Source organism: Pseudomonas sp. AIG (assembly GCF_977020205.1).
The window spans coordinates 19489-40401 of the sequence record NZ_CDROCK010000006.1 but is presented as its reverse complement, the minus strand read 5'-3'; the positions used below and the strand labels follow the sequence as shown (position 1 = coordinate 40401).

19 protein-coding genes are annotated in these 20913 nt (G+C 60.4%); 9 read left to right on the top strand and 10 right to left on the bottom strand.

The genetic code is table 11. The features are described 5' to 3' along the window. Positions 1 to 10: 10 nt before the first annotated feature. Together gabP and gbdR are read left to right on the top strand one after the other, a co-directional pair. Entirely contained in the window at positions 11 to 1411 is a 1401-nt protein-coding gene (gene gabP, locus ACWR1S_RS05850; protein ID WP_454562783.1) for a GABA permease, read from the top strand. 88 nt (positions 1412 to 1499) lie between these two features. After that, entirely contained in the window at positions 1500 to 2600 is a 1101-nt protein-coding gene (gbdR, locus tag ACWR1S_RS05845) for a choline metabolism transcriptional regulator GbdR (protein ID WP_454562782.1), read from the top strand. A gap of 18 nt (positions 2601 to 2618) precedes the next feature. Here the strand turns inward: gbdR and ACWR1S_RS05840 are convergent, their stop codons facing one another. Continuing rightward, the gene (locus tag ACWR1S_RS05840; RefSeq protein ID WP_454562781.1) at positions 2619 to 3146 is read right to left on the bottom strand and encodes an ATP-binding protein; all 528 of its coding nucleotides are present in this window, start codon (positions 3144 to 3146) and stop codon (positions 2619 to 2621) included. A gap of 215 nt (positions 3147 to 3361) precedes the next feature. Here ACWR1S_RS05840 and ACWR1S_RS05835 point away from each other — a divergent pair, with 215 nt between their 5' ends. After that, the gene (locus tag ACWR1S_RS05835) at positions 3362 to 3775 is read left to right on the top strand and encodes a PaaI family thioesterase (RefSeq protein ID WP_454562780.1); all 414 of its coding nucleotides are present in this window, start codon (positions 3362 to 3364) and stop codon (positions 3773 to 3775) included. A gap of 553 nt (positions 3776 to 4328) precedes the next feature. Here the strand turns inward: ACWR1S_RS05835 and ACWR1S_RS05830 are convergent. Further along, entirely contained in the window at positions 4329 to 6188 is a 1860-nt protein-coding gene (locus ACWR1S_RS05830; RefSeq protein ID WP_454562872.1) for an ABC transporter ATP-binding protein, read from the bottom strand. A gap of 235 nt (positions 6189 to 6423) precedes the next feature. On the opposite strand from ACWR1S_RS05830, the gene ACWR1S_RS05825 reads away from it, so the two are divergent. Then, complete coding sequence (locus tag ACWR1S_RS05825) at positions 6424 to 6618, top strand: hypothetical protein (RefSeq protein ID WP_108225435.1); 195 nt, start codon at positions 6424 to 6426, stop codon at positions 6616 to 6618. Between the two features lie 163 nt (positions 6619 to 6781). After that, on the top strand, positions 6782 to 7039 hold the full coding sequence (locus tag ACWR1S_RS05820; protein ID WP_454562779.1) for a DUF2790 domain-containing protein: 258 nt from the start codon (positions 6782 to 6784) through the stop codon (positions 7037 to 7039). Between the two features lie 44 nt (positions 7040 to 7083). Here the strand turns inward: ACWR1S_RS05820 and ACWR1S_RS05815 are convergent, their stop codons facing one another. From ACWR1S_RS05815 to ACWR1S_RS05795, 5 genes are all read right to left on the bottom strand, one after another. After that, positions 7084 to 8019: a LysR family transcriptional regulator gene (locus ACWR1S_RS05815; protein ID WP_454562778.1), complete on the bottom strand. Its 936-nt coding sequence runs from the start codon at positions 8017 to 8019 to the stop codon at positions 7084 to 7086. Positions 8020 to 8286: 267 nt separating this feature from the next. Next, complete coding sequence (locus ACWR1S_RS05810) at positions 8287 to 9240, bottom strand: aldo/keto reductase (RefSeq protein ID WP_454562777.1); 954 nt, start codon at positions 9238 to 9240, stop codon at positions 8287 to 8289. Between the two features lie 22 nt (positions 9241 to 9262). Further along, positions 9263 to 10729: an efflux transporter outer membrane subunit gene (locus ACWR1S_RS05805; RefSeq protein WP_454562776.1), complete on the bottom strand. Its 1467-nt coding sequence runs from the start codon at positions 10727 to 10729 to the stop codon at positions 9263 to 9265. Between the two features lie 19 nt (positions 10730 to 10748). Beyond that, the gene (locus ACWR1S_RS05800; RefSeq protein ID WP_454562775.1) at positions 10749 to 12212 is read right to left on the bottom strand and encodes a DHA2 family efflux MFS transporter permease subunit; all 1464 of its coding nucleotides are present in this window, start codon (positions 12210 to 12212) and stop codon (positions 10749 to 10751) included. 5 nt (positions 12213 to 12217) lie between these two features. Next, on the bottom strand, positions 12218 to 13348 hold the full coding sequence (locus tag ACWR1S_RS05795) for an HlyD family secretion protein (RefSeq protein ID WP_454562774.1): 1131 nt from the start codon (positions 13346 to 13348) through the stop codon (positions 12218 to 12220). 269 nt (positions 13349 to 13617) lie between these two features. On the opposite strand from ACWR1S_RS05795, the gene ACWR1S_RS05790 reads away from it, so the two are divergent. Continuing rightward, positions 13618 to 14241, top strand: coding sequence for a TetR/AcrR family transcriptional regulator (locus tag ACWR1S_RS05790; protein WP_454562773.1), 624 nt, complete (start codon positions 13618 to 13620; stop codon positions 14239 to 14241). Positions 14242 to 14249: 8 nt separating this feature from the next. Beyond that, positions 14250 to 14765, top strand: coding sequence for a G/U mismatch-specific DNA glycosylase (mug, locus tag ACWR1S_RS05785; RefSeq protein ID WP_454562772.1), 516 nt, complete (start codon positions 14250 to 14252; stop codon positions 14763 to 14765). On the opposite strand, the gene ACWR1S_RS05780 is transcribed toward mug, so the two are convergent. Together ACWR1S_RS05780 and tspO are read right to left on the bottom strand one after the other, a co-directional pair. Further along, positions 14753 to 15730 carry an alpha/beta hydrolase gene (locus ACWR1S_RS05780; protein WP_454562771.1) on the bottom strand — a complete coding sequence of 326 codons (978 nt, stop codon included), beginning with the start codon at positions 15728 to 15730 and terminating at the stop codon, positions 14753 to 14755. The genes mug and ACWR1S_RS05780 overlap by 13 nt on opposite strands. Further along, the gene (tspO, locus tag ACWR1S_RS05775) at positions 15730 to 16170 is read right to left on the bottom strand and encodes a tryptophan-rich sensory protein TspO (RefSeq protein WP_077572574.1); all 441 of its coding nucleotides are present in this window, start codon (positions 16168 to 16170) and stop codon (positions 15730 to 15732) included. Before tspO ends, ACWR1S_RS05780 begins: the two co-directional genes overlap by 1 nt. A 143-nt stretch (positions 16171 to 16313) precedes the next feature. Between tspO and ACWR1S_RS05770 the strand changes: the two genes are divergently transcribed. Continuing rightward, complete coding sequence (locus tag ACWR1S_RS05770) at positions 16314 to 16580, top strand: hypothetical protein (RefSeq protein WP_331691229.1); 267 nt, start codon at positions 16314 to 16316, stop codon at positions 16578 to 16580. Positions 16581 to 16643: 63 nt separating this feature from the next. Here the strand turns inward: ACWR1S_RS05770 and ACWR1S_RS05765 are convergent, their stop codons facing one another. After that, positions 16644 to 18161, bottom strand: a complete 1518-nt coding sequence (locus ACWR1S_RS05765; protein WP_454562770.1) for an EAL domain-containing protein — start codon at positions 18159 to 18161, stop codon at positions 16644 to 16646. A 649-nt stretch (positions 18162 to 18810) separates the two neighbouring features. On the opposite strand from ACWR1S_RS05765, the gene ACWR1S_RS05760 reads away from it, so the two are divergent. Then, positions 18811 to 20730, top strand: coding sequence for a tyrosine-protein phosphatase (locus tag ACWR1S_RS05760; protein ID WP_454562769.1), 1920 nt, complete (start codon positions 18811 to 18813; stop codon positions 20728 to 20730). The last annotated feature ends 183 nt before the right edge of the window (positions 20731 to 20913 follow it).

The following is a 20913-nucleotide window of genomic DNA, read 5'->3' as shown; positions in this document are numbered from 1 at the left end:
AAAAAAACGAATGATCAGCCCGAACTCCATGGATTCGAGTAGCCAATTGGCGCAGGGCTTCAAGCCTCGTCACGTCACCATGCTGTCCATTGCCGGGATTATCGGCGCCGGATTGTTCGTAGGTTCAGGGCATGCCATTGCCGCAGCGGGGCCGGCGGTGCTGCTGGCTTATCTGTTTTCGGGTCTGCTCGTCGTGCTGGTCATGCGCATGCTCGGCGAAATGGCGGTGGCCAACCCGGACACCGGCTCGTTCTCGACCTATGCCGATCAGGCGATCGGGCGCTGGGCGGGCTTCACCATTGGTTGGCTTTACTGGTGGTTCTGGGTGTTGGTGATTCCCATCGAAGCATTGGCGGCCGGGCATGTTTTGAACCAGTGGTTTCCTCAGGTCGATGCCTGGCTGTTCGCCTTGGGCTCGATCATTGCGCTGGTGGTGACCAACCTGTTCAGCGTGTCCAAGTACGGTGAATTCGAATTCTGGTTCGCCATGGCCAAGGTTGTGGCGATCATCGGTTTTATCGGTGTCGGGTTTGCCGTGCTGATGGGCTGGATTCCCGACAGGGAAGTCAGCGGCTTGAGCGGGTTGATGGCCGACCACGGTGGCTTTGCGCCGAACGGTCTGTCGGCGGTTGTCGGCGCGTTCATCACCATCATGTTCAGCTTTATCGGCACCGAAGCGGTGACCATTGCCGCTGCCGAATCGAGCGACCCGTCGCGAAATATTGCCAAGGCCACGCGTTCGGTGATCTGGCGCATCGGCGTGTTTTACCTGCTGTCGATCTTCGTGGTGATCTCCGTGGTGCCCTGGAATGATCCGTTGCTGGCCTCGGTCGGCTCTTATCAGCGCGCCCTGGAAATCATGAACATTCCCCACGCCAAGTTCATGGTCGACGTCGTCGTGCTGATCGCCGTGGCCAGTTGCATGAACTCCTCGATCTACATTGCCTCGCGCATGTTGTACTCGCTCGGTCGGCGTGGCGATGCGCCGAAGATGCTCAAGGCAACTTCCTCGGCAGGCGTGCCGCGTGCCGCCGTCATCGCCAGCACCGTGCTGGGTGCGTCGATCACCGTGTGGAGCTATTTCATGCCCGCCGGGTTGTTTGAGTTCCTGCTCGCCAGTTCCGGTGCAATTGCCTTGCTGGTGTACCTGGCGATCGCGGTGTCGCAGTTGCGCATGCGGCGGATATTGCAACAGCGCAACGTCGAACTGACCTTTCGCATGTGGCTGTTTCCCTGGCTGACGTGGCTGGTGATTGTGTTTATCTGCGCCGCGCTGGCGGTGATGATGATCACCCCGCAACACCGCACCGAGGTCACTACAACCATCGGACTGGCACTGGCGATTTCCTTTATCGGCCTGGTGACGTCGCGTCATCCTGCGCCAGCGGCGAGGGTCACGTCAGCGGGGTAGGCGGTTGCGCCGAACCTGATACGCCCTTCGCGAATGTCGAGGGGCATGACAGACGCCTGTGTCTCAGACCGACTCTTATGAGGACATGATGTCATCGACCCCCTCCGTGGCCAACGCGACAACTCAATGCGTGGGTTTTCTGCTGCTGGACAAGTTCACCCTCATGTCGCTGGCGTCCGCTGTCGAGCCCTTGCGCATGGCCAATCAACTGACGGGCCGGACGCTGTATCGCTGGCATACCTACAGCCCCGGTGGCGCCCCGGTCTGGGCCAGCGACGGCGTGCCGATCACCCCGGATGGCGCCTGGAGCAATCCCTGCGTGGCGGACACCGTCATCGTTTGCGGTGGCGTCGGCATCCAGAGCGCAATCACCCGCGAACACACGGTCTGGCTGCAAGCGTTGGCGCGTCAATCGAAACGCTTGGGCGGGGTGTGTACCGGCAGTTGGGCGCTCGCCAAAGCCGGGTTGCTCGACGGCTATGAGTGCAGTGTGCATTGGGAGTTTCTGGCTGCAATGCAGGAGGCGTTCCCGTGCGTCAACGTCAGCACCAGTCTGTTTACCCTTGACCGCAACCGCGTCACCAGCTCCGGTGGCACCGCACCGCTGGACATGATGCTGCACCTGATTGCTCGTGATCATGGTCGTGAACTGTCCGCCGCCATTTCCGAGATGTTTGTCTACGAGCGCATCCGCAACGAGCAGGACCATCAGCGCGTGCCGCTCAAGCACGTGGTCGGTACGCATCAGCCGAAGCTGCAGGAAGTGGTCGCGTTAATGGAGGCCAATCTTGAGGAACCGATCGATCTCGATAACCTCGCCGAATACGTCGACCTGTCACGTCGGCAGCTGGAGCGGCTATTTCAGAAATACCTGCAATGCACGCCGTCACGCTACTACTTGAGGTTGCGGCTTATTCGAGCGCGGCAACTGCTCAAGCAAACCTCCTTGTCGATCGTTGAGCTGGCGTATGTCTGCGGTTTCGTTTCCACGCCGCATTTTTCCAAATGCTATCGCGAGCACTTTGGCGTGCCACCGAGTGACGAGCGCTCTGGTTCTGAAATGAGTCGTAAACCGGTAACGCAGCCGTCAATGATCAAGCCGCTGACGACGCTTGATCAGGCACGTAATGAATCGACGTTTGCCAGTGTTCGGATGATGGAGCGTACGGATCTGGCGTCGACGGGCTGATCGTTCTGGTTCCCGCGATCACGACAAAGCCTGAATGACATCCACCGCCATTTTTTCAGTACTTCTCATGCCGTCAACTCGTAACACCGGGGCTGTTTGCGCGGATAACCACGACTCGTGCCACGCTCGATTACGTCCTGAAAAGTCTGGATTGTCGTACTGCGAGGCCCATTCTCGAAAGGCCGCATGTATCTCATGCATATCACCACCGGGTGCAATCCGGTCGCCAAAGCGTTGCTTTTCACGTGCCGTCAACCGTTCAAGGCGAGTGGGCGTTGGAGTGACAACGAATATAATCAGATCGGCATGTGCAATCAGCGTGTCTCCCCAATTGATACACGAGCCGGTCAGCACCCAATCGTCGTCGAGTTCTCGCTGCATTAATGAAACGCGTTCATCGGGTGGTCGTTTAGTCGTGAACGGAGGATTGGTGGGCATCCAGTAATAATCATCGACATCGACGTGTTGCAGGTCGAGCAAAAGGGCGAGGTTCTGCCCCAATGTAGTCACACCTGCACACGAAGCGCCTGTAATGTAGATCCGCAATTTTCCTCCTTGAACAAGAGCCTGTTTCGGGTTCTGCAAGGTATCAAGATAGCTCCCCGGGTGTCAGTACCGTTCATTCTAGGCGCACGGTTTATCACTGCAGATTCCAAATGCGTATAGTGCTTGCCCCGTTACATCTTTCCCCATAAACCTTCCAACTGAATCGAAGTATTCAGGTCAATGACGCCGGTGAGTCGCCGGCACACGGAGGGACCATGGACGCCACCGCAATTCCCGAAGGATTCACCCCATTCAGCCGCAGCAGCCCGTTGCTCGATTTGCTTGGCCCGATCTACGCGAGGGGCAGTGGGCTGCAATTGGAACTGGGATTGTTGACGGACTCACGCCACGCCAATGGCCGTGGCACCTTGCATGGCGGCGTATTGGCGACGTTGGCCGATGTCGGTATGGGTTACGCCATGGCCTTTTCCAGCGATCCTCCGCAGCCATTGATCACGGCGAGCATGACTCTGGATTATCTTGGCGCCGTAAAAATGAACGAGTGGCTGGAAGTGCGTCTTGAGTACTCGAAAAAAGGGCGTCAATTGGCGTTTGCGGCCGTTAGTCTGCATGTCGGGGAGCGCACGGTTGCGCGCGCTAGTGCGGTGTTTGCGGTGCCAGCGAGTTGAAGGTGCACGGCCATCAAGGTGTCGGGAGGGAGTGCAACGTTCGTACCCTGCTCAAAGGTTGCCGTCGCACTCCGCTTGGCGAAAGTCTCGGCTATTAACTGCCATCCTCGCAAATCGCTTTTAGTCCAAGGATGGTGGTTGGAGTGCTTCCAATCTGGGTTTGCGTGGCGATAACCATATTCGCGTTTGAGTCACCTACTAGATGGTAAGGCTTGTTATTACAAGCCTTTGCGGCTTTCTGGTTTATGTTCTCCAGCATGCCCTCTCTTGAATTGAATATGCTGCCATGGCTGGTGATCATATATTCCCCCGGTCCGAGCTTATCGACAGCCGTAAAGGTGCAGCCACTCACGAGCAAGATTACGCATCCGGCTGACATTATTTTTTTCAAAAGTACTACCTCAGATAAAACGAACAACAATCACGGGTGAAGTGCCGTACGGCGTTCGTGCGGCATTCATCAATAGGGCAGCACTCAACTTACGGCATGGAGATCTTGTAGTCGGCGAGCTTGGCCTTGTGCTCTTCCATCACATACTTCAGCCCCACACCCTCAAGCCTGATCCATCGCCGCCGCCACGCCCTGTTCCTCACCCAGAAACCCACCACTCTGATGCTGCCAGAGCCGCGCATAAATGCCGTTTCTGTTGAGCAGTTCAGTGTGCGTTCCCTGTTCGATGATGCGTCCCTCGTCCATGACAATCAGTCGGTCCATCGCCGCAATTGTCGACAGCCGATGGGCGATGGCGATCACGGTTTTGCCTTGCATCATTTCATCGAGGCTTTCCTGAATGGCCACTTCGACTTCCGAGTCCAGCGCACTGGTGGCTTCGTCGAGCAGCAGGATCGGTGCGTTCTTCAACATCACCCGGGCGATAGCGATGCGTTGGCGCTGGCCGCCGGAGAGCTTGATGCCGCGCTCGCCGACCAGGGTGTCGTAGCCGCTGTGGCCTTGCTTGTCGCTGAGTTGGCTGATGAAACCGTCGGCTTGCGCATTGGCGGCGGCGCGGCGGATGTCTTCGTCGGTGGCGTCCGGGCGGCCGTAGGCGATGTTGTCGCGTATCGAGCGGTGCAGCAGCGACGTGTCCTGGGTGACCATGCCGATCGCGCTGCGCAGACTGTCCTGCGTTACGTGCGCGATGTTTTGCCCGTCGATGCGGATCTCACCGCTGTCGACATCGTAAAAGCGCAGCAGCAGATTGATCAGCGTCGATTTGCCCGCGCCGGAGCGGCCGACCAGGCCGATTTTTTCGCCGGGGCGGATGTGCAGGCTCAAGTTGTCGAGGACCTGCCGTTCGCCGTTGTAGTTGAAATTCACCTTGTCAAAAGACACCGCGCCGCCAGCCGGCACCAGCACGCCGGCGTTCGGCGCATCCTGCACTTTGGGGCCACGGGTGAGGGTGGCCATGCCGTCCTGCACGGTGCCGATGTTTTCGAACAGCGACGTCATCTGCCACATGATCCAGTGCGACATGCCGTTGATGCGCAATGCCATGGCGGTGATCGCCGCGACCGCGCCGGTGCCGACCTGACCCAGATGCCACAGCCACAGGGCATAGCCGCCGGCACCGATAATCAGCCCGACCACCAGCGCCTGATTGACGATCTCGAACTGGCTGACCAGACGCATCTGGCGAAAACCGGTGAGTTTGAAATCCTCCATCGCCGCACGGGCGAAGTGCGCTTCGCGTTTGGAGTGGGAGAACAGCTTCACCGTAGTGATGTTGGTGTAAGCGTCGGCAATGCGCCCGGTCATCGACGATCGCGCATCGGCCTGTTCCTGGCCGACCTTCCCCAAACGGGGCACGAAGTACAGCATGGCCAGCCCGAACAACGCGAGCCAGGCAATGAACGGCAGCATCAGTTTCAGCGCAAAGCCGCCGGCCAGGGCGATGATCGCGATGAAGTAAACGCCAATGCCCGGTGCGATTTCGATCAGCGTGAACAAGACTTCGCGCACGGCCAGCGCGGTCTGCATGACCTTGGTCGTGACCCGCCCGGAGAACTCATCGGAGAAGAACGAAAGGCTTTGCCGCAGCATCAGTCGATGGAAGTCCCAGCGCAGCCGCAACGGTAAATTGATCGCCAGGATCTGGTGCTGAACCATGGTGCGCAGCGCCACCAGCCCGATGCTGATAAACAACACAATGCCGATGCCCCACAACACACGACTTTCCTGCGCGTTGACACCGCCACCGGCCTGCCAGGTCGAGAGCAGATCGACGACCTGGCCGAGAAAGGAAAACAGCCAGGCTTCGTAGATTGAAACACCGGCACTCAGCAGCGCCAGTGCGAGGATATAACCGCGTGCGCCGCGCGTGCAGGCCCACAGGAACCGCATCAGGCCGACCGGCGGGGGTGGTGTTTCGTCGGGAGGAAATGGGTCGAGCCGTTGTTCAAACACGCGCAGCATTGTGGTCTCCGAAATCATCAGGGTCAGGGGATTCTGCCATTGAATGGCGGTGTTGCGGGTTTGCATGTCACTGACTTGTCCCCACCAAGTGTTATCGCCCGGGATCACTGCGGTGCACAACCCCAAGGATTCCGGGTACATGCCGATCAGCTAAGCTGTCTGCTCAGACGACTTGAGCAGTGCACGATGCAGCGAACAAATCCGGTTTCATGTTGGGAGTCGATGGGCAAGGGAAATGTTTAATTTCTTTTTGACGTTTTTGTTCGTGCTCATCCCCACGGCCTCGCTGTCACTCGACAGTTATCTTCGTTACCGAGTGGCAAAAAACCAACCGGTGAGCAAGGCGTGGAAGGGCTGCAACCACGTCCTTGCGATCCTGTTGATCATGCAGTTGCTGGGTTTGGCGCTGTACTTCTTTTACCTTGCCTGAGTCTGGTCGAACGCCCGCTATAGGTATGCTGCCATTCACCTACGATTCGGCAACAGTGTTTGTCCCACCACCCGATTTTTCCCGCCACTGTCATTCCCTAGCATCGTCTCCAGGCCAGCAGCAATCACGCTGAAGCGGCCCACTCAACGAGACGGTGAACATCATGAACACAATGAAAATCGCAATGGCGTTACTGCTTGGCAGTCTGGGCGCGCAGGCGTATGCGGATACGACGGAAACGCAAAACCTGCCGGTCGAAACCTATGGCTACTCGAGCAAACTCGACATCGAGCACGTGATCTCGATCACTGAGCCGGCCAATGAATGCGCACCCGTGCCGGTTCAGATGACTTATGAAGACTCCCATGGCGAGCGCCATGTTTTGCAATACCAGGTCATGGGCACTGGCTGCTCCAGTTGATTCACTGCAGAGAAGGGAGGGTCGACACTCCTGGTCTGCTGCGCTCAGTGCTTACTTGCTCCCGCAATATCTTCATCCGATGCCAGTAATTCCGGGATCGACTGCTTGAGAAAATCCACCCAGGTTCTGGTTTTCGCATCAACGAACTTGCGCGACGGATAGATCGCGAACAGGTTCAATTCCTCCAGCCGGTACTCCGGCAGCACCCGCACCAATGTCCCCGCCCGCAGGCCATCCACGGCCGATGCTATCGGCTGAATGCCGATACCCATGCCTTTTCTGATCGCGATGGTCATGCCGTCGGCGGTGTTGATGTGAAAGGGTGACAGGGGAATAGTGATGGTCTCCATGCCTTGCGGCCCCTCGAACGTCCAGTGCTCCACTGGCATCACCGTGTTGACGATGCGCAGGCACTCATGTTCGGCCAGGGCGTCGGGCGAGTGCGGTGTGCCGCGTTTTTCCAGATAAGCCGGCGACGCGCAGAGGATGCTGTAGGTGATGCCGAGACGTTGCGCGACGAAGCCGGAATCCGGCAGTTCGCGGGCCAGCACGATGGACATGTCGTAGCCTTCTTCGAGCAAGTCCGGCACGCGGTTGGTCAGGGTCAGGTCGAACATCACCGTGGGGTGAATTTCTCGATAGCGGGCGATGGCGTCGATCACGTAGTGGTTGCCGATGGCCGACATCGCGTGGATTTTCAAGCGGCCCACGGGCAGGGTTTGTGCGGTGCCGGCCTCTTCGTCGGCCTCGCGGACATCGTCGAGAATGCGTTCACAGCGTTGCAGGTAACGCAGGCCCGCCTCGGTCAGGGCGAGGCGGCGGGTGGTACGGTTGATCAGACGCGTGTGCAGGCGGGCTTCGAGGGCGGACACGGCTTTGGAGACGTTGGTTGTGGTGGTGTCGAGCAACTCGGCGGCGGCCGTAAAGCTGCCGCTTTGCGCGACGGCGACGAAGAAACGCATGCTCTGGAAAACGTCCATCGTTGTTCCGCCTTATGGTGGGTTGTGTGGTGTTGGTGGGTCGGTGTTCACTTCTAATGGCAGCCCCTCACCCTAACCCTCTCCCGGAGGGAGAGGGGACTGACCGAGGTGTCTCGCGCTGTCCGCCGACCTGAAAGGCCTTGGCGATTATGGATTCGACAAAGCATTCTGGATGTTCACATCACTTGAACATCCCCCGATCAGGCTCCCTCTCCCTCCGGGAGAGGGCGGGGGGTGAGGGCTACACTCTGCGTCACGCCACAAACTTCAAGACTTGCGCCCGGGAATAAACCCCGGCACCCCGGTTTCCACCACCGAATTGAAGCGGATCCGCGTGCTGATGTCTTCCTTGATCTCACGCATCGCCCGCTGCGGCAATGTCGCAACATCAAAATTCTCCTGAATATGCGCTGGCGTCGCCGAGGTCGTCAGAAACGCCGTGCCACGCTGCACCGCCCACGCCAGTGCCACTTGCGCCGGGGTTTTCTGTACATGCCGGGCAATCCCGGTCAGCACGGCGTCCTCCAGCACATTCGGCTGCATCCCGTGACCCAGCGGCGCGAACGCCAGAAGAATGATGCCGTGCTGTTGGCAGAACTCGAGCATGTCCCATTCCGGCAGGTACGGGTGCGACTCGATCTGCACCACGGCCGGTTTGATCCGTGCGTGCGCGACGATTTCTTTCAGCGCTTCCAAAGTAATGTCCGACAAACCGATGGATTTGCAGCGACCTTCATCCACCAGACTTTCCAGCGCACGCCAGGTGTCGAGCAACGTGATCTCGCCATCGTAGATGACATGGCCGAATACATCGCGCGGATCCTGTTCGTCACCCGGCTGAAAAGCGAACGGCGTGTGGATCAGGTAGCAATCGATATAGTCGGTTTGCAAGCGTTGGCAGCTCGCCTCGAAGGCCGGTTTGACCCGCTCGGGGCGGTGGTTGGTGTTCCACAGTTTGGTGGTAATGAACACGTCTTCGCGGCGAATCTGCCCGGCAGCGAAAACCTGCTGAAACGCTACGCCGATCTGCGCTTCGTTGCGATAACGTTCGGCGCAGTCGAAGTGGCGGAAACCCACCTCCAGCGCGCATTTGACCGCTTCGGTGGTGGTGCTCAAGTCGCGGAATAACGTGCCAAAGCCAACGGCCGGCATCGAGCCTGCACCGTTGTTCAGTGGCCAGCGGGTGTCGCGAAGCGCATCGTGAAAGGCTTCGTAAGTCATGGTTTTTCTCCAGTGTCGATGGTTACAGCGGGGTTTGCCCAGTGCCTGCACGGGCGGCGAGTTTTTGCGCGAAGACGCCTACGGAATTGCCACCCAGCGCCACGAACAATTGCACGGTGTCGAGATAGCGCGTGGTTTTCGCCTGAATCTGCCCAAGCAGCGCTTGCTCGTACGCGCGCTCGGCTTCGAGCACTTGCAGGACGCTGTTTTCGCCTTGGGCGTAAGCCTGTTGGTTGAGGCGCAAACTGCTGTCGGCGGCGCGCAACGCATCGTCCTGCGCCAGATTTTGTTCGGCGCCGTGATGGATCGCCTGCAAGCTGTCCGCGACCTGGCCGAACGACTCAATCACGGTTTGCTGATAGCGCGCGAGCGAGGCGTTGTAGCCATCGATGGCGGCCTGACGTTCGGCTTTCAGCGTGCCACCATTGAAAATCGGCGCAGTCAGGCCGGCCGCGAACCCCCATAGTGCGGCGCCGCCATTGCCGGACGCGGCTTGTGCCAGTGAGGCCGACAACTCGATGCGCGGATAGAGATTGGCTGTCGCCACCCCCACGGCCGCGCTGGCCATGTGCAGTTCGGCTTCGGCCTGCAAGATATCCGGGCGATTGCGGGCGGTTTCCGAAGGCAGGCTGACCGGCAGCGTCGTCGGCAAGGCAAAGTCGCTGAGGGTGAAATCCGGCGCGATCCAGTCGGCCGGGCCTTTGCCGACGAGGATCGACAAGGCATGCCGCGCCGCATCACGCTGTTGGGCGAGGGGCGGCAGCAACGTGCGATCCTGCGCGAGGCGGGTTTCGGCCAGCGACACATCGATGCGCGTGGTGCTGCCGCTTTGCTGAGCACGCTGCACCAGATCAAGGTTTTTTGAGTCATTGGCCAGCAGTGTTTGCACAGCCTCAATTTGCGCATTGGCCGAAGCGATCAGCAGCGCCTGCCGGGCCACTTCGCCGGTCAAAGTGAGGTAGGCCGCTTCGTAGCGGTGTTTGTGCAAATCGGCCAACGCCTGCTGGCCTTCGACTTCACGTTTGATGCCGCCGAAAGCATCCAGGTCGAATGTCACCCGTGGGCCGATGGCGTAGACATTGGCAACGCTCGGCTGCGGTCCGCTGTGAGTGCGTTGCCGACCGCCCGCCGCCGCAAAATCCACTTGCGGGTACAGCGCGCCTTCCGCCGCTGCAACGGAGGCCGCAGCCTGGCGCAGGGTCGCATCGGCGGCGACCAGTTCGAGGTTGCCGTCGATGGCGCGGCGCATCACTTGATCGAGTTTTGGCGAGCGCAGCGCGGTCCACCAATCGCCGTTGATTCCCTGGCCCATGTCGAAGCGCTGAGCACCGGACGACTGCTCGGCTTGCTCATCGTAGTGCTGTGACGAATCAGCGGCAGGGCGCTGAAAGTCGGGGCCGACGGTGCAGGCAGAAAGCATGACCATCATGGCCAATACGCTAAGAACGCCGGGGCTTGCAGAGCGAGTGAAGCGTGTAGACGTTTTCATTTTGCAGACTCCACAAAGATCAGTTGGCCGCAGCCGGTTTGCGCAGCAACAACACCAGCGGGCTCACCACGAGCATCGCCAGCATCAAAATCTTGAACTGGCCCATGACCGCGACGAACGCAGCCTGATGGGTCACCAGGTGGTTCAGACCTTCCAGCGCCGATAACGAGGTCGGCAGCGCCGTTCGATAGGGCGTCAACTGGCTGACCAGCGCGACGTGCATGGCTTGGGTGTTGTTGAAGAAAAAGATCTGCACCACCGCCACCCCGAGGGTGCTGCCGTAGACGCGCATCAGGTTGAACAGGCCGGTGGCTTCTGCGCGCAATGCCGGATTGAGCGTGCTGAACGCGACTTTGCTCAGCGCCGGCATCAGCACGCCGAGGCCGACGCCTTGAAGGAATCCGCTCCACGCCACGGGCGTCCAGTCCATCAGCGGCGAGTAGCCGAGCATCAGCCAATTGGCGTAGACCACCAGCGCGATACCGGCGGTGATAAACACCCGTGTGTCGATCCAGCCCGGCGCACGGCCCATCAGCAGGAACGCGCCGACCAGGCCGATGCCGCGCGCAATGGTCAGGAACCCGGTGGTGTCTGGCGGGTAGCCCATGATTTCGTCGAGCATCGGCGAGGTCAGCGCCATGGTCGACAGCAGCACAAAACCGAGGGCGAAGAACATCACCGTCGACAGCACGAAGTTGCGATCGCGCAGCAGCGCCTTGCTGACGAAGTGCACTTTGGCCGTCCACCGATGCACGATGAACAGGTACAACCCGAGCGCGCAGGCCAGCGCTTCGATGCAGATTTCCAGCGAGTCGAACCAGTCCAGGCGCTCGCCACGATCAAGGAGCATCTGCAGGCCGATCATGCCGACAGTGAACGTGCCGAAGCCGAAGAAATCATAGGGCGGACGCTGCTCGGCTTTTTTCTCGGCGAGCAGCAACGCCACCGTCATGAAGATGTACGCGATCAGCGGCAGGCTCAGGTAAAACATCGGCCGCCAGTCGAGGTACTCACAGATCAGGCCGCCAATGCTCGGACCACTGACGATGCCGAACAGCACCAGCGCCGTCCATTTCGCGCCGAACGCAGGACGCTTTTCAGCGGGCAGGGTTTTCAGGGCAATCGCCATCGACAGCGGCGCCAATACGCCACTGGCCAGGCCTTGCAGAATGCGCGCGGCGATGAACTCGAGCGGCGTGCTCGCCAACGTGCCGAGCCACAGGCCGAGGGCAAACAACACCAGGGCAATCTGATAAACCCGCTTCAAGCCGAAGGACGCGGCGAGCCACTGCGCGATCGGCAAAGTGATCGCGCTGGCGGCCAGATACGCCGTGAAAATCCACCCGGCCTGATCGTCAGTCATCGACAGGCTGCCCTGTATCAAACGCAGGGCGGCATTGGGCAATGGCAGATTCATCGATTGCAGATAAGTCGTCAGTAAGGCGACGAAGCGTAATGCGCGCAGATCAGCCGTGTTGTTCATCACCATTACCCCGCGCTGAGCAACGACTTGAGTGGATACCACCACGGCGTGCGGTGGCCGGTGTCGACTTCGACCGTGGCGCTGGTGCCGGAGAACAACGGCATGGCCGGGTCAGCGTCGTCGAGTTCGAGGCGCACCGGTACCCGCTGCACCACCTTCACCCAGTTGCCGGTCGCGTTTTCCGGCGGCAGCAGGGCGAAGTCCGCGCCAGCGCCGGGGCTCATGCTGATCACGTGGGCCTTGAAGGGGCGGTCAGGATAAGTGTCGAGGGTGATCGTCGCCGTCTGGCCGGGGCGCATGTGGTTGAGCTGGGTTTCGCGGAAGTTGGCTTCGATCCAGGTCTCATGGTCGGAAATCAATGCGAACGCCGCGCTGCCGTTGCTGACGTAATTGCCCACCTGCAAGTCGTCGACCTTGGCCACGATGCCGTCGGCCGGTGCGGTCACTGTGGCGTAGGACAGATAGAGCTGCGCCTCGTCGAGCTGGGCCTTGGCTTCGCGCACGGTTGGATGTCGGTCGATGGCGATGTCCGGATCACCACTGAGGGCGACTACGGTGCTGGCGATCTGTTGCTCGATCGAAGCGATGCGTTGGCGTGAGACTTTCAGGTCGGTGTCGGCGCGTTCATAGGCTGCCCGCGAGACGAACTCGCTGGCGATCAGTGCTTTTTTGCGAGCGAACTCTTTCTGATCGTAGTCCGCCGACGCCCGCGCCGATTGCAGTTCGGCCTGCTGCTGGCGATAGCTGGCCTTGAGGCCGTCGATGCGCAGGCGAGCATTGCCCAACTGCGCTTCGGCGCGGTCGACTGCGATCTGTAACGGTTGCGGGTCGAGGCGAAACAACACCTGACCTTTGCGCACGGGCTGGTTGTCGTCCACGGTAATCTCGACCACTTGCCCGGACACCCGTGCATTGATCGATGCCTTGGCCACGCGGGCATAGGCGTTGTCGGTGGAAACGAAAGGCTCGTTCGCCCGGTATTGGCTGTAGCCGATGACCGCGAACAGCGCGGGCACGCCTGCCATCAACAGTGGTCGCACCCTTTGCTTGAGCGGTTTTTTCGATGGGGCGTCCGGCAGATCGCGGATCGGCTGGGCGCTGGCATGTGCTGCGGTGAGATCAATTGGCTGGGTCATGATCTGCTCTATCCAAAATGCTGAAGCGCAAACGGAACATCGGGCCGACCGGGGCAATCGCCTGTCGCCGCGACGTGATTAATGGCTGCGAAAAATCAAATCGGTGCGCGGTGGGGGAGGATCGCTCCTTACCGCTGTTCGTCGTTGCTACAGCCCATTGGGGCTGCGCCATAACAAAGCTGCTAACCAAGGAATTTCTGGTTCCTTAATTTTGTGCGATGGTGTAAGAATATGAGCGACTTCCCATCCATGCAAGGAATTTGTACGACATGGCACAAAATAAACCGACAGAAGGAAAAGGCCGTGGCCGTCCTCGCGCCTATGATCCGCAAACGGCGCTGCAGCAGGCCCTCGGTGTGTTCTGGAATACCGGCTATTCCGGTGCTTCGCTGGACAGCATCGCCACGGCGGCAGGGATGAACCGGCCGAGCCTGTACGCCGCTTTTGGCGATAAACACGCGCTGTACATCAAGGCTCTCGATCAATATTGGGACACCGCGCACGCCGCCATGCAGGCCGCGCTGACCGACAGCAGCCTGACCCTGGCCCAGGCGCTGAGCGGTTTTTATGAGGGGCAATTGGCGATCTACTTCTCGGGCGACGGTCAACCTCGTGGCTGCTTTGCCATCGGCACGGCGACCACCGAAGCGGTTGAAGACCCGGAAATCCGCAATGTGCTGTCGGCACGCCTCAGCCAATTGGATGCTGATCTGCAAGCACGCCTGCAAACGGCAATCGAGGCTGGCGAACTGAAGCCCGATAGTGATTTGGCCGCGCTGGCGGTGATTGCTTCTTCGCTGCTGCACAGCATTTCGATCCGCGCGCGGGCGGGCAAGTCCCGCGAAGAACTGACCGCGATTGTGCGCAACGCCGTCAGCGTGATTTGCGGCTGAGCGCGAACATGAACGCTCTCGAAGACATTCTCGCGGAGGATCTGTCAGTGGTCTTTTGCGGGATCAATCCCGGTTTGCTCGCGGCGGAGCAGGGACATCATTTCGCCGGGCGCAGCAATCGGTTCTGGCGCACGCTGCATCTGGCCGGGTTCACGCCCGAAGAAGTGCGCCCGGAAAACGACCGCTCGATTCTGCAACATCAGTGCGGTTTGACGGCGGTGGTCGCCCGGCCAACCGCGCGGGCGGATCAAGTGTCAGCGCAGGAATTCATCGCTGCCGCCGCTGATTTCGAAGCGAAGATGGCCCGCTACACACCACGGCATGTGGCGTTTCTCGGCAAAGCGGCTTACGCGGGGCTCTCCGGGAAAAAAGCCATTGCCTGGGGGCTTCAGCCGGAAACTTTCGGCGGTGCGGCGGTCTGGGTGCTGCCCAATCCCAGCGGGCGCAATCTGGCGTTTTCCCTCGAACAACTGGTCGCGGCCTATCGGCAGTTGTACCAAGCCACAGCGCTTCAAAGCGCTTGAGTGTCGGCCTCGATGCGCGCCGAAATCCATTGCCGACTGTAGGCCAGAACGCCCTGAGCGAGGGCCGTGGGGAAGTGGATGAAACCGTGAGGCGAGCAGGGCAGCAAGTACATCTCGACCGGCGCCGATTGCGCCCAGCGTTTGGCGATATCGAGGGTGTCGTCGCGCAGCGGATCGAGTTCACCGGCAAACAGCAGTGCAGGCGGGAAACCGGCGAAGTCGCCGTACAGCGGTGATAGCGGTGGCTGGCGGCGTTGTTCGTCAGTCAGTTCCGGGGTCAGCAAGCGCAGTGCCTCGACCATGCCCGGGCCGTCCAGCACCAGCGTATCCGCCAGCGCGCTGCGCACGCTTGGGGTTCCGGTCAGGTCGTAGACGCCGTAATACAGCAGCACGGCGCTGATGCGTTGCAAAAACTCCGGCCATTGCTTGAGCGCCAGCAAGGTCGCCGCCGCCAGATGACCCCCCGCCGATTCACCGACCACCACGACGGGCAGACCGGCAAATTCGGCATCACTCAATACCCCGCGAGTCGCGTTGAGGCAGTCCTCCAGCAGACCTTCAAGCGGCGTCGAAACCGCTAATCGATAATCGACCGAGACCACCGTCACCTGGCAGGTGTTGACGATGGCGATGTTGAAGTTGTCGTTCATCTGCGCATTGCCGATCACCCAGCCGCCACCGTGGAAGTCCAGCACCACGGCTTTCGCCTGACTTTTGGGGCGGATGATCCGCACCGGTACGTTACCCAGCATCTTCTGCTCAGCTGTCAGGTCATGCTCGCGCAACTTCCTCGCACCGCCGACCTGACTGACGCGCAACAGCGCCTGAATCAAACGCGGCGTCAGGCGATTGCGGATCTTGAAACGCGGCAGCCAGGCGAGTTTGCGGTTGAAGGCGCGCACTTGCGCCAACTCGCGCTCGCCTTGCGGCCACGGTGTTGCAGCACCCCAATTGGCATGGGTCATCAGCGGTTCTTGATCAGGATGGAGAAATTCAACGCGGCGGCCACACACAGCCACGCCAGATAGGGAAACAGGATCAAGCCAGTGATCAGGTCCAGTTGTATCGCCAGCACCACCATCGCCGCAACCACCAGCCACAACACGGTGAGAATCACCATCGCCGCCAGCACCTGATGCGCGCCGAAGAACACCGGCGTCCACAGCGTGTTCAACGCAATCTGCGCCGCCCATAGGGCCAGCACGGTCTGGCTGCCGGGGATCAGGCTCAAGCGGTAACCGGCCCAGGCCAGTAGCAGATAGATAATCGTCCAGGCCACGGGGAACGCCCAATTGGGCGGGGTAAAACCGGGTTTGTTCAGCGTTTCGTACCACGGCCCCGGTTTGAACATCACGCCAGTGGTTGCCGCTGCTGCGCAGGCCAGAAGAAAAATGAAGAAGGTCATCGCCGATCCTTGGCTGAAATCAGCCGCTAAGGGGTTTAAGAAAAGGACGCCCCGGCGCGCGAAAAGTTTGCTGTGAAATCCAGATTGACCGGAGAGGCTATTCAATTTGAACTAAAAACTGACCACTGCGTCAGGATAATCAGTTGCCTTTTCCTACTGACGCGGATGACATCATGTACACCTATCACATCGATTACCGATTCAACGGCGAGCCTCGCACCTTTCTGCTTGAACTCAAAGAACAGCAACTGGCCGAGCACGAGGCCGCGATGCATCTGCTGGAACTACATCTGGGCGACGCGGAAAACGGATTGATCATGCCCACAGCGGATTCAACGGCCGAGGAGATTCTCGAGCAGGCCAGGCGGGTAGGGATTACAGACATCAAGGTTGTCAGCCAGACCAACTGAAGCGGGCTATCTGCAAACCCATCGCGCGACCGAAGATGGGTTTGCCCAGGTGTTTATGCGCGCTTAAATCGGCATCGCTGCTTCCAGCGCATCCTGCTCAACCGCTTCTTTCGTGCAGTCTTGATAGAACCGCAAAAACTCCTCCGCCGGCATCGCTTTGCCGAACAGCCAGCCCTGACCAAAATGCACGCCATGATTACGCAAGTATTCGCGCTGCGCTTCAGTCTCGATGCCTTCGGCGACAATCTGCAGGCGCAGGCTCTTGGCCATTTCGATGATGTGGCCGGTCACGGTGCCGGTCGCGGCATCCTGATCGATGTTGTCGACGAACGATTTGTCGATCTTCAGCACATCCAGCGGCAGTTGCTGCAAATGCTGGAGGCTGGAAAACCCCGTGCCGAAATCGTCGATGGCCGCCAGATAACCCAGTTCTCGGGCGCGATTGACTGTCGTGCGCGCGGAGTCGATCTCGACGAAACCGCGTTCGGTGGCTTCCAGCCAGATCTGCTGTTGCTGGACATCGGCGCGACGTAATGCGGCTTCCAGCTTCGGCAGAAAGCGGCCGCTGCTGACGTCTTTGGCCGCCAGGTTGATTGCCACGTGCAAGCCGCGCTCCTTGACCAGCAACGGGCCGAGGTCGCGCATCACATTGTCGATGACCTGATCGGTGATCGGCAGAATCAAACCGCTGTGCTCGGCCAGTGGGATAAATGCATCGGGGCACACCCGCGAGCCATCCGGATGCTGCCAGCGCACCAGAGCCTCCGCACCGACGCAGGCACCGTCGCTGAGGCGGATGATCGGTTGATAGTGAACAACGAACTCGCGATTGCGCACCGCCAGTTGCAGTTCCGCCAGCGGTGACAGACGTTGCCGGGTGCGGCGCACGATCAGCAACACCAGCACCCCCGCGAGCAAGCCACCGATGGGCAACAGCAGTAACTCCCGGCGGATCAGGCCTTGCATCAGCTCATGGCGCGACAGCGCGGCGATGGCGACCCAGTCGCCGCTGTGCACGAGGGTGTAGAGATAACCGTCGGCAAGGCCCGAATGCGGGCCGGAATGCACACGAGCGAGAAAGTGTTCCGCGCCCGGGCGCGAGGTGCTGATCAATTGCCCGGACGCGGTGCCGACCGTCAGATGCAGATCCTCATCGAGCATCACATGCAGAAACTGCTCGGGATCGACCAGCACGTTGAACGCCGCATACTGCAGCGCCATCATCGGTTTCGCCGCAACGATGCGCGACTGCACGCCGAGCGACACGCGCACGCCGTCCGAGGTGGTGAAATCCTCGCGCCATGGCGCCGCGTGCTGCCCGACCGGTCCCCAGGAACCGCAGGCGTAAATCTCTTCTTCGACGTAGCCGATCGACTTCACGGAGAGGGTGTTGATGGTCAGCAGACGCATCTCGTCGATGCTTTCCGGCGTGCACGGCGCGAGCCGCGAACCCGCGATGGATTTCAGTGCGCCGGCCGCTTCACTGAAAGTCCCGTGGGCGCGACTGGAGGCGACGGAAGCGAGGGTTTCCAGACGTTGTTGCGCCGCCGCCAGATTCAACATCCAGGCGACGTAACCCATCAAAAGGAGCGGAAGCAAGACACACGGAAGGCCCAGGAGAACGCTCCCCCAGACAATGCGTTTTTTGTTCATTTAGCGCCACCTTGGCCACAAGGCCTGTGACGTGCGCACAGCACGGCTGTTTTCAGCCACACCAGAATAACGCCGCCGGGATCGGCGGATATTGTTGTAGATCAACTATTCCACTGCCGGCCTTCAATCCCTGTGTGAGCTGGCTTGCTCCCACAGGTTTGTGGCAAAACACAGATATCCAATAGCCCAAAGAACCCTGTAGGAGTGAGCCCGCTCGCGATCGCGGTCTATCAGCCGCATTATTGCTAAATGACCCACCGCGATCGCGAGCAGGCTCACTCCTACAAAATTTGTGTCAAATCCAGGATATCCAGCATCCCGAAGAACCCTGTGGGAGCGAGCTTGCTCGCGAAGGGGCCCTGTCAGCCAACATCACCTTAGCTGACCCACCGCATTCGCGAGCAAGCTCGCTCCCACAGGGTCGCCGCTCAAACTCCACCATCCGACCCGATGGACAATTCACGCACCCCACGGCCCATTCGCGCAGGCATTTTCGTGCGGCGTGAATTTGTCATATTCGGTCTAAATCCGGTGCAGATAGTAGGCAGCCCAACGCCAACCGAAATGAGGCTGCACCGTGTTTCAACGTCTTTTGTGTTCGCTGTCCGTACTGAGCCTGTCCATCGCCGCCGCCCATGCTGCCGAGGCTGTACCGCTCGACACGCCGCGCCTGCAAGGCATCGACAACTTCCGCGACGTCGCCGGCATCACCACCGCGTACACCACGGCCCACGACGGCACGATGCGCGCCGGGGTGTTCTACCGTTCCAACGCGCTGACGCCGACCGCCGCCGATCTGGCGATTCTCAACGGCCTCGGCATCAAAGCCGTTTACGACCTGCGTACCCCCAGCGAAATCGCCGCCACCCCCGACACCATGATCAGCGGCGCGACCTGGCAGAACATCGACATCATCGGCAGCACCACCTCTGGCTCGAACATCACCAACATCTCCTTCAAAAGCGCCGCCGACGCCATCGCCATGATGGAACAGACCAACCGCGCCTTCGTCAGTGACGCCGGCATGCGCGGCCAGTTCAACCAACTCTTCAACGAACTGGCCAGCACCGACGGCGCCCAACTGTTCCACTGCACCGCCGGCAAGGACCGCACCGGCTGGACCGCCGCCGTGTTGCAGAGCATCGCCGGGGTCGACAATGCGACCATCATGGCCAACTACCTCGCTACTAACGACTACACCGCCGCCCGCGTCGCCGCCACGCTCAAAGCGCTGCCGCCGAGCATGGCCGCCATCTACGAGCCGCTGCTCGGCGTGCAGGCCAGCTACCTGCAAGCCGGCCTCGACGAAGTCACCGCGCAATACGGCAGCATGGACAACTACCTTAAACAAGGCCTCGGTCTGTCGCAGGAAACCATCTATGTGCTGCGCGGCAAACTGGTCGAATACAACAGCCTGCCGGGTCAGGCCGGGCTGATCGGCAACGCCGCCGCCGGCGCCGAATTGCTCCGCCAATTGCAGAACACCAACCTGTCCGGCACCTACAGCGCCTACAACTACTACCTGCAATCGGCCATCGACGCCGGCACCCTCGGCGGTGTCGAATCCCAGGTCGGCGGCCAGGTTCACGCCGACGCCGCCAGCTACTTGCTGCGGCAAAACGCGATGATCGAACAAGCCGCCGCGCCATTCGCCAGCGGCACTGACCTCAAGGTCGGCCAATATCGCCTCTGGACCACCGCGCTCGCCAGCTACCTCGGCACCGACGGCTCGGCCCACGCCGAGAGCAGCAACGAACACAGCCAAGGTCTGATGGTCGGCATCACCCAGCGCTTCAGCGAACAACTCAGCGCACGTGGCGGCTTCGGCTACAGCAAAGGTACGGTCGGCGGAGCGGGTGGCGAAGCCGACACCGACTTCACCTTCCTCAACATCGGCGCCCGCTACGGCTTCACCAGCCTCGAACAAGGCCTGTTCGTCGACGCCAATGCCAGCGCCGGCTACGTCGACTACGACAGCAAACGCGAGCTCGGCGGCGGCCTCGGCACCGCGAAAGGCAACAGCCACGGCAACCTCAGCGGCGCCACCGTCGCCCTCGGCTACCGCGCCCCGGTCAACGGCATGACCTTCGAACCCAGCCTCGGTTTTCGCGTCAGCCACCTCGACCTCAACGGCTTCAAAGAGAAGGGCAGCGAACTCTCACTCGACGTCGACGACAACACCGCCACCCGCCGCAGCGCAGTCGCCAACCTCAACGTAGGTTTCGCCCCGGTGACGATGGGCGCATGGCAACTGGTGCCGGGCGTACAAGTGGGCTACGAACGCACACTGGGCGACAACCAGGTCGACAGCCAAAGCCACCTGCTGGGCCTCGATATCGAACAACGCGCCGCTTTCGACAACCGCGACCAATTCAGCGGCGGCGTCAACGTCATGGCCAGCCTCGGCGCCCTGAGCCTGGGTGCAGAAGTGGGCGCCAACGGCGGCGGTGACAGCCACGGCTTCAACGGCGGCCTCAAGGCCAGTTACGCCTTCTAAAAAACACACGGGATCAAGGATGACCCCCAATCCAACAAACACCCCAAAACCCACTGTGGGAGCGAGCCTGCTCGCGAAAGCGCCAGACCAGTCAACATCAAATCGACTGACCCACCGCGTTCGCGAGCAAGCCCGCTCCCGCAAAAGCCCCTCACCCTAACCCTCTCCCGAAGGGAGAGGGGA

Bases quoted from the DNA above. Each gene is read 5' to 3' on its own strand.
- tspO (WP_077572574.1), bottom strand. From the start codon at position 16,170: ATGACCTTCTTCATTTTTCTTCTGGCCTGCGCAGCAGCGGCAACCACT.
- mug (WP_454562772.1), top strand. From the start codon at position 14,250: ATGAACGCTCTCGAAGACATTCTCGCGGAGGATCTGTCAGTGGTCTTT.
- ACWR1S_RS05820 (WP_454562779.1), top strand. From the start codon at position 6,782: ATGAACACAATGAAAATCGCAATGGCGTTACTGCTTGGCAGTCTGGGC.
- ACWR1S_RS05815 (WP_454562778.1), bottom strand. From the start codon at position 8,019: ATGGACGTTTTCCAGAGCATGCGTTTCTTCGTCGCCGTCGCGCAAAGC.
- ACWR1S_RS05835 (WP_454562780.1), top strand. From the start codon at position 3,362: ATGGACGCCACCGCAATTCCCGAAGGATTCACCCCATTCAGCCGCAGC.
- gbdR (WP_454562782.1), top strand. From the start codon at position 1,500: ATGTCATCGACCCCCTCCGTGGCCAACGCGACAACTCAATGCGTGGGT.
- ACWR1S_RS05800 (WP_454562775.1), bottom strand. From the start codon at position 12,212: ATGAACAACACGGCTGATCTGCGCGCATTACGCTTCGTCGCCTTACTG.
- ACWR1S_RS05825 (WP_108225435.1), top strand. From the start codon at position 6,424: ATGTTTAATTTCTTTTTGACGTTTTTGTTCGTGCTCATCCCCACGGCC.
- ACWR1S_RS05765 (WP_454562770.1), bottom strand. From the start codon at position 18,161: ATGGGTTACGTCGCCTGGATGTTGAATCTGGCGGCGGCGCAACAACGT.
- ACWR1S_RS05830 (WP_454562872.1), bottom strand. From the start codon at position 6,188: ATGCTGCGCGTGTTTGAACAACGGCTCGACCCATTTCCTCCCGACGAA.
- ACWR1S_RS05805 (WP_454562776.1), bottom strand. From the start codon at position 10,729: ATGAAAACGTCTACACGCTTCACTCGCTCTGCAAGCCCCGGCGTTCTT.
- ACWR1S_RS05810 (WP_454562777.1), bottom strand. From the start codon at position 9,240: ATGACTTACGAAGCCTTTCACGATGCGCTTCGCGACACCCGCTGGCCA.
- gabP (WP_454562783.1), top strand. From the start codon at position 11: ATGATCAGCCCGAACTCCATGGATTCGAGTAGCCAATTGGCGCAGGGC.
- ACWR1S_RS05780 (WP_454562771.1), bottom strand. From the start codon at position 15,730: ATGACCCATGCCAATTGGGGTGCTGCAACACCGTGGCCGCAAGGCGAG.
- ACWR1S_RS05790 (WP_454562773.1), top strand. From the start codon at position 13,618: ATGGCACAAAATAAACCGACAGAAGGAAAAGGCCGTGGCCGTCCTCGC.
- ACWR1S_RS05795 (WP_454562774.1), bottom strand. From the start codon at position 13,348: ATGACCCAGCCAATTGATCTCACCGCAGCACATGCCAGCGCCCAGCCG.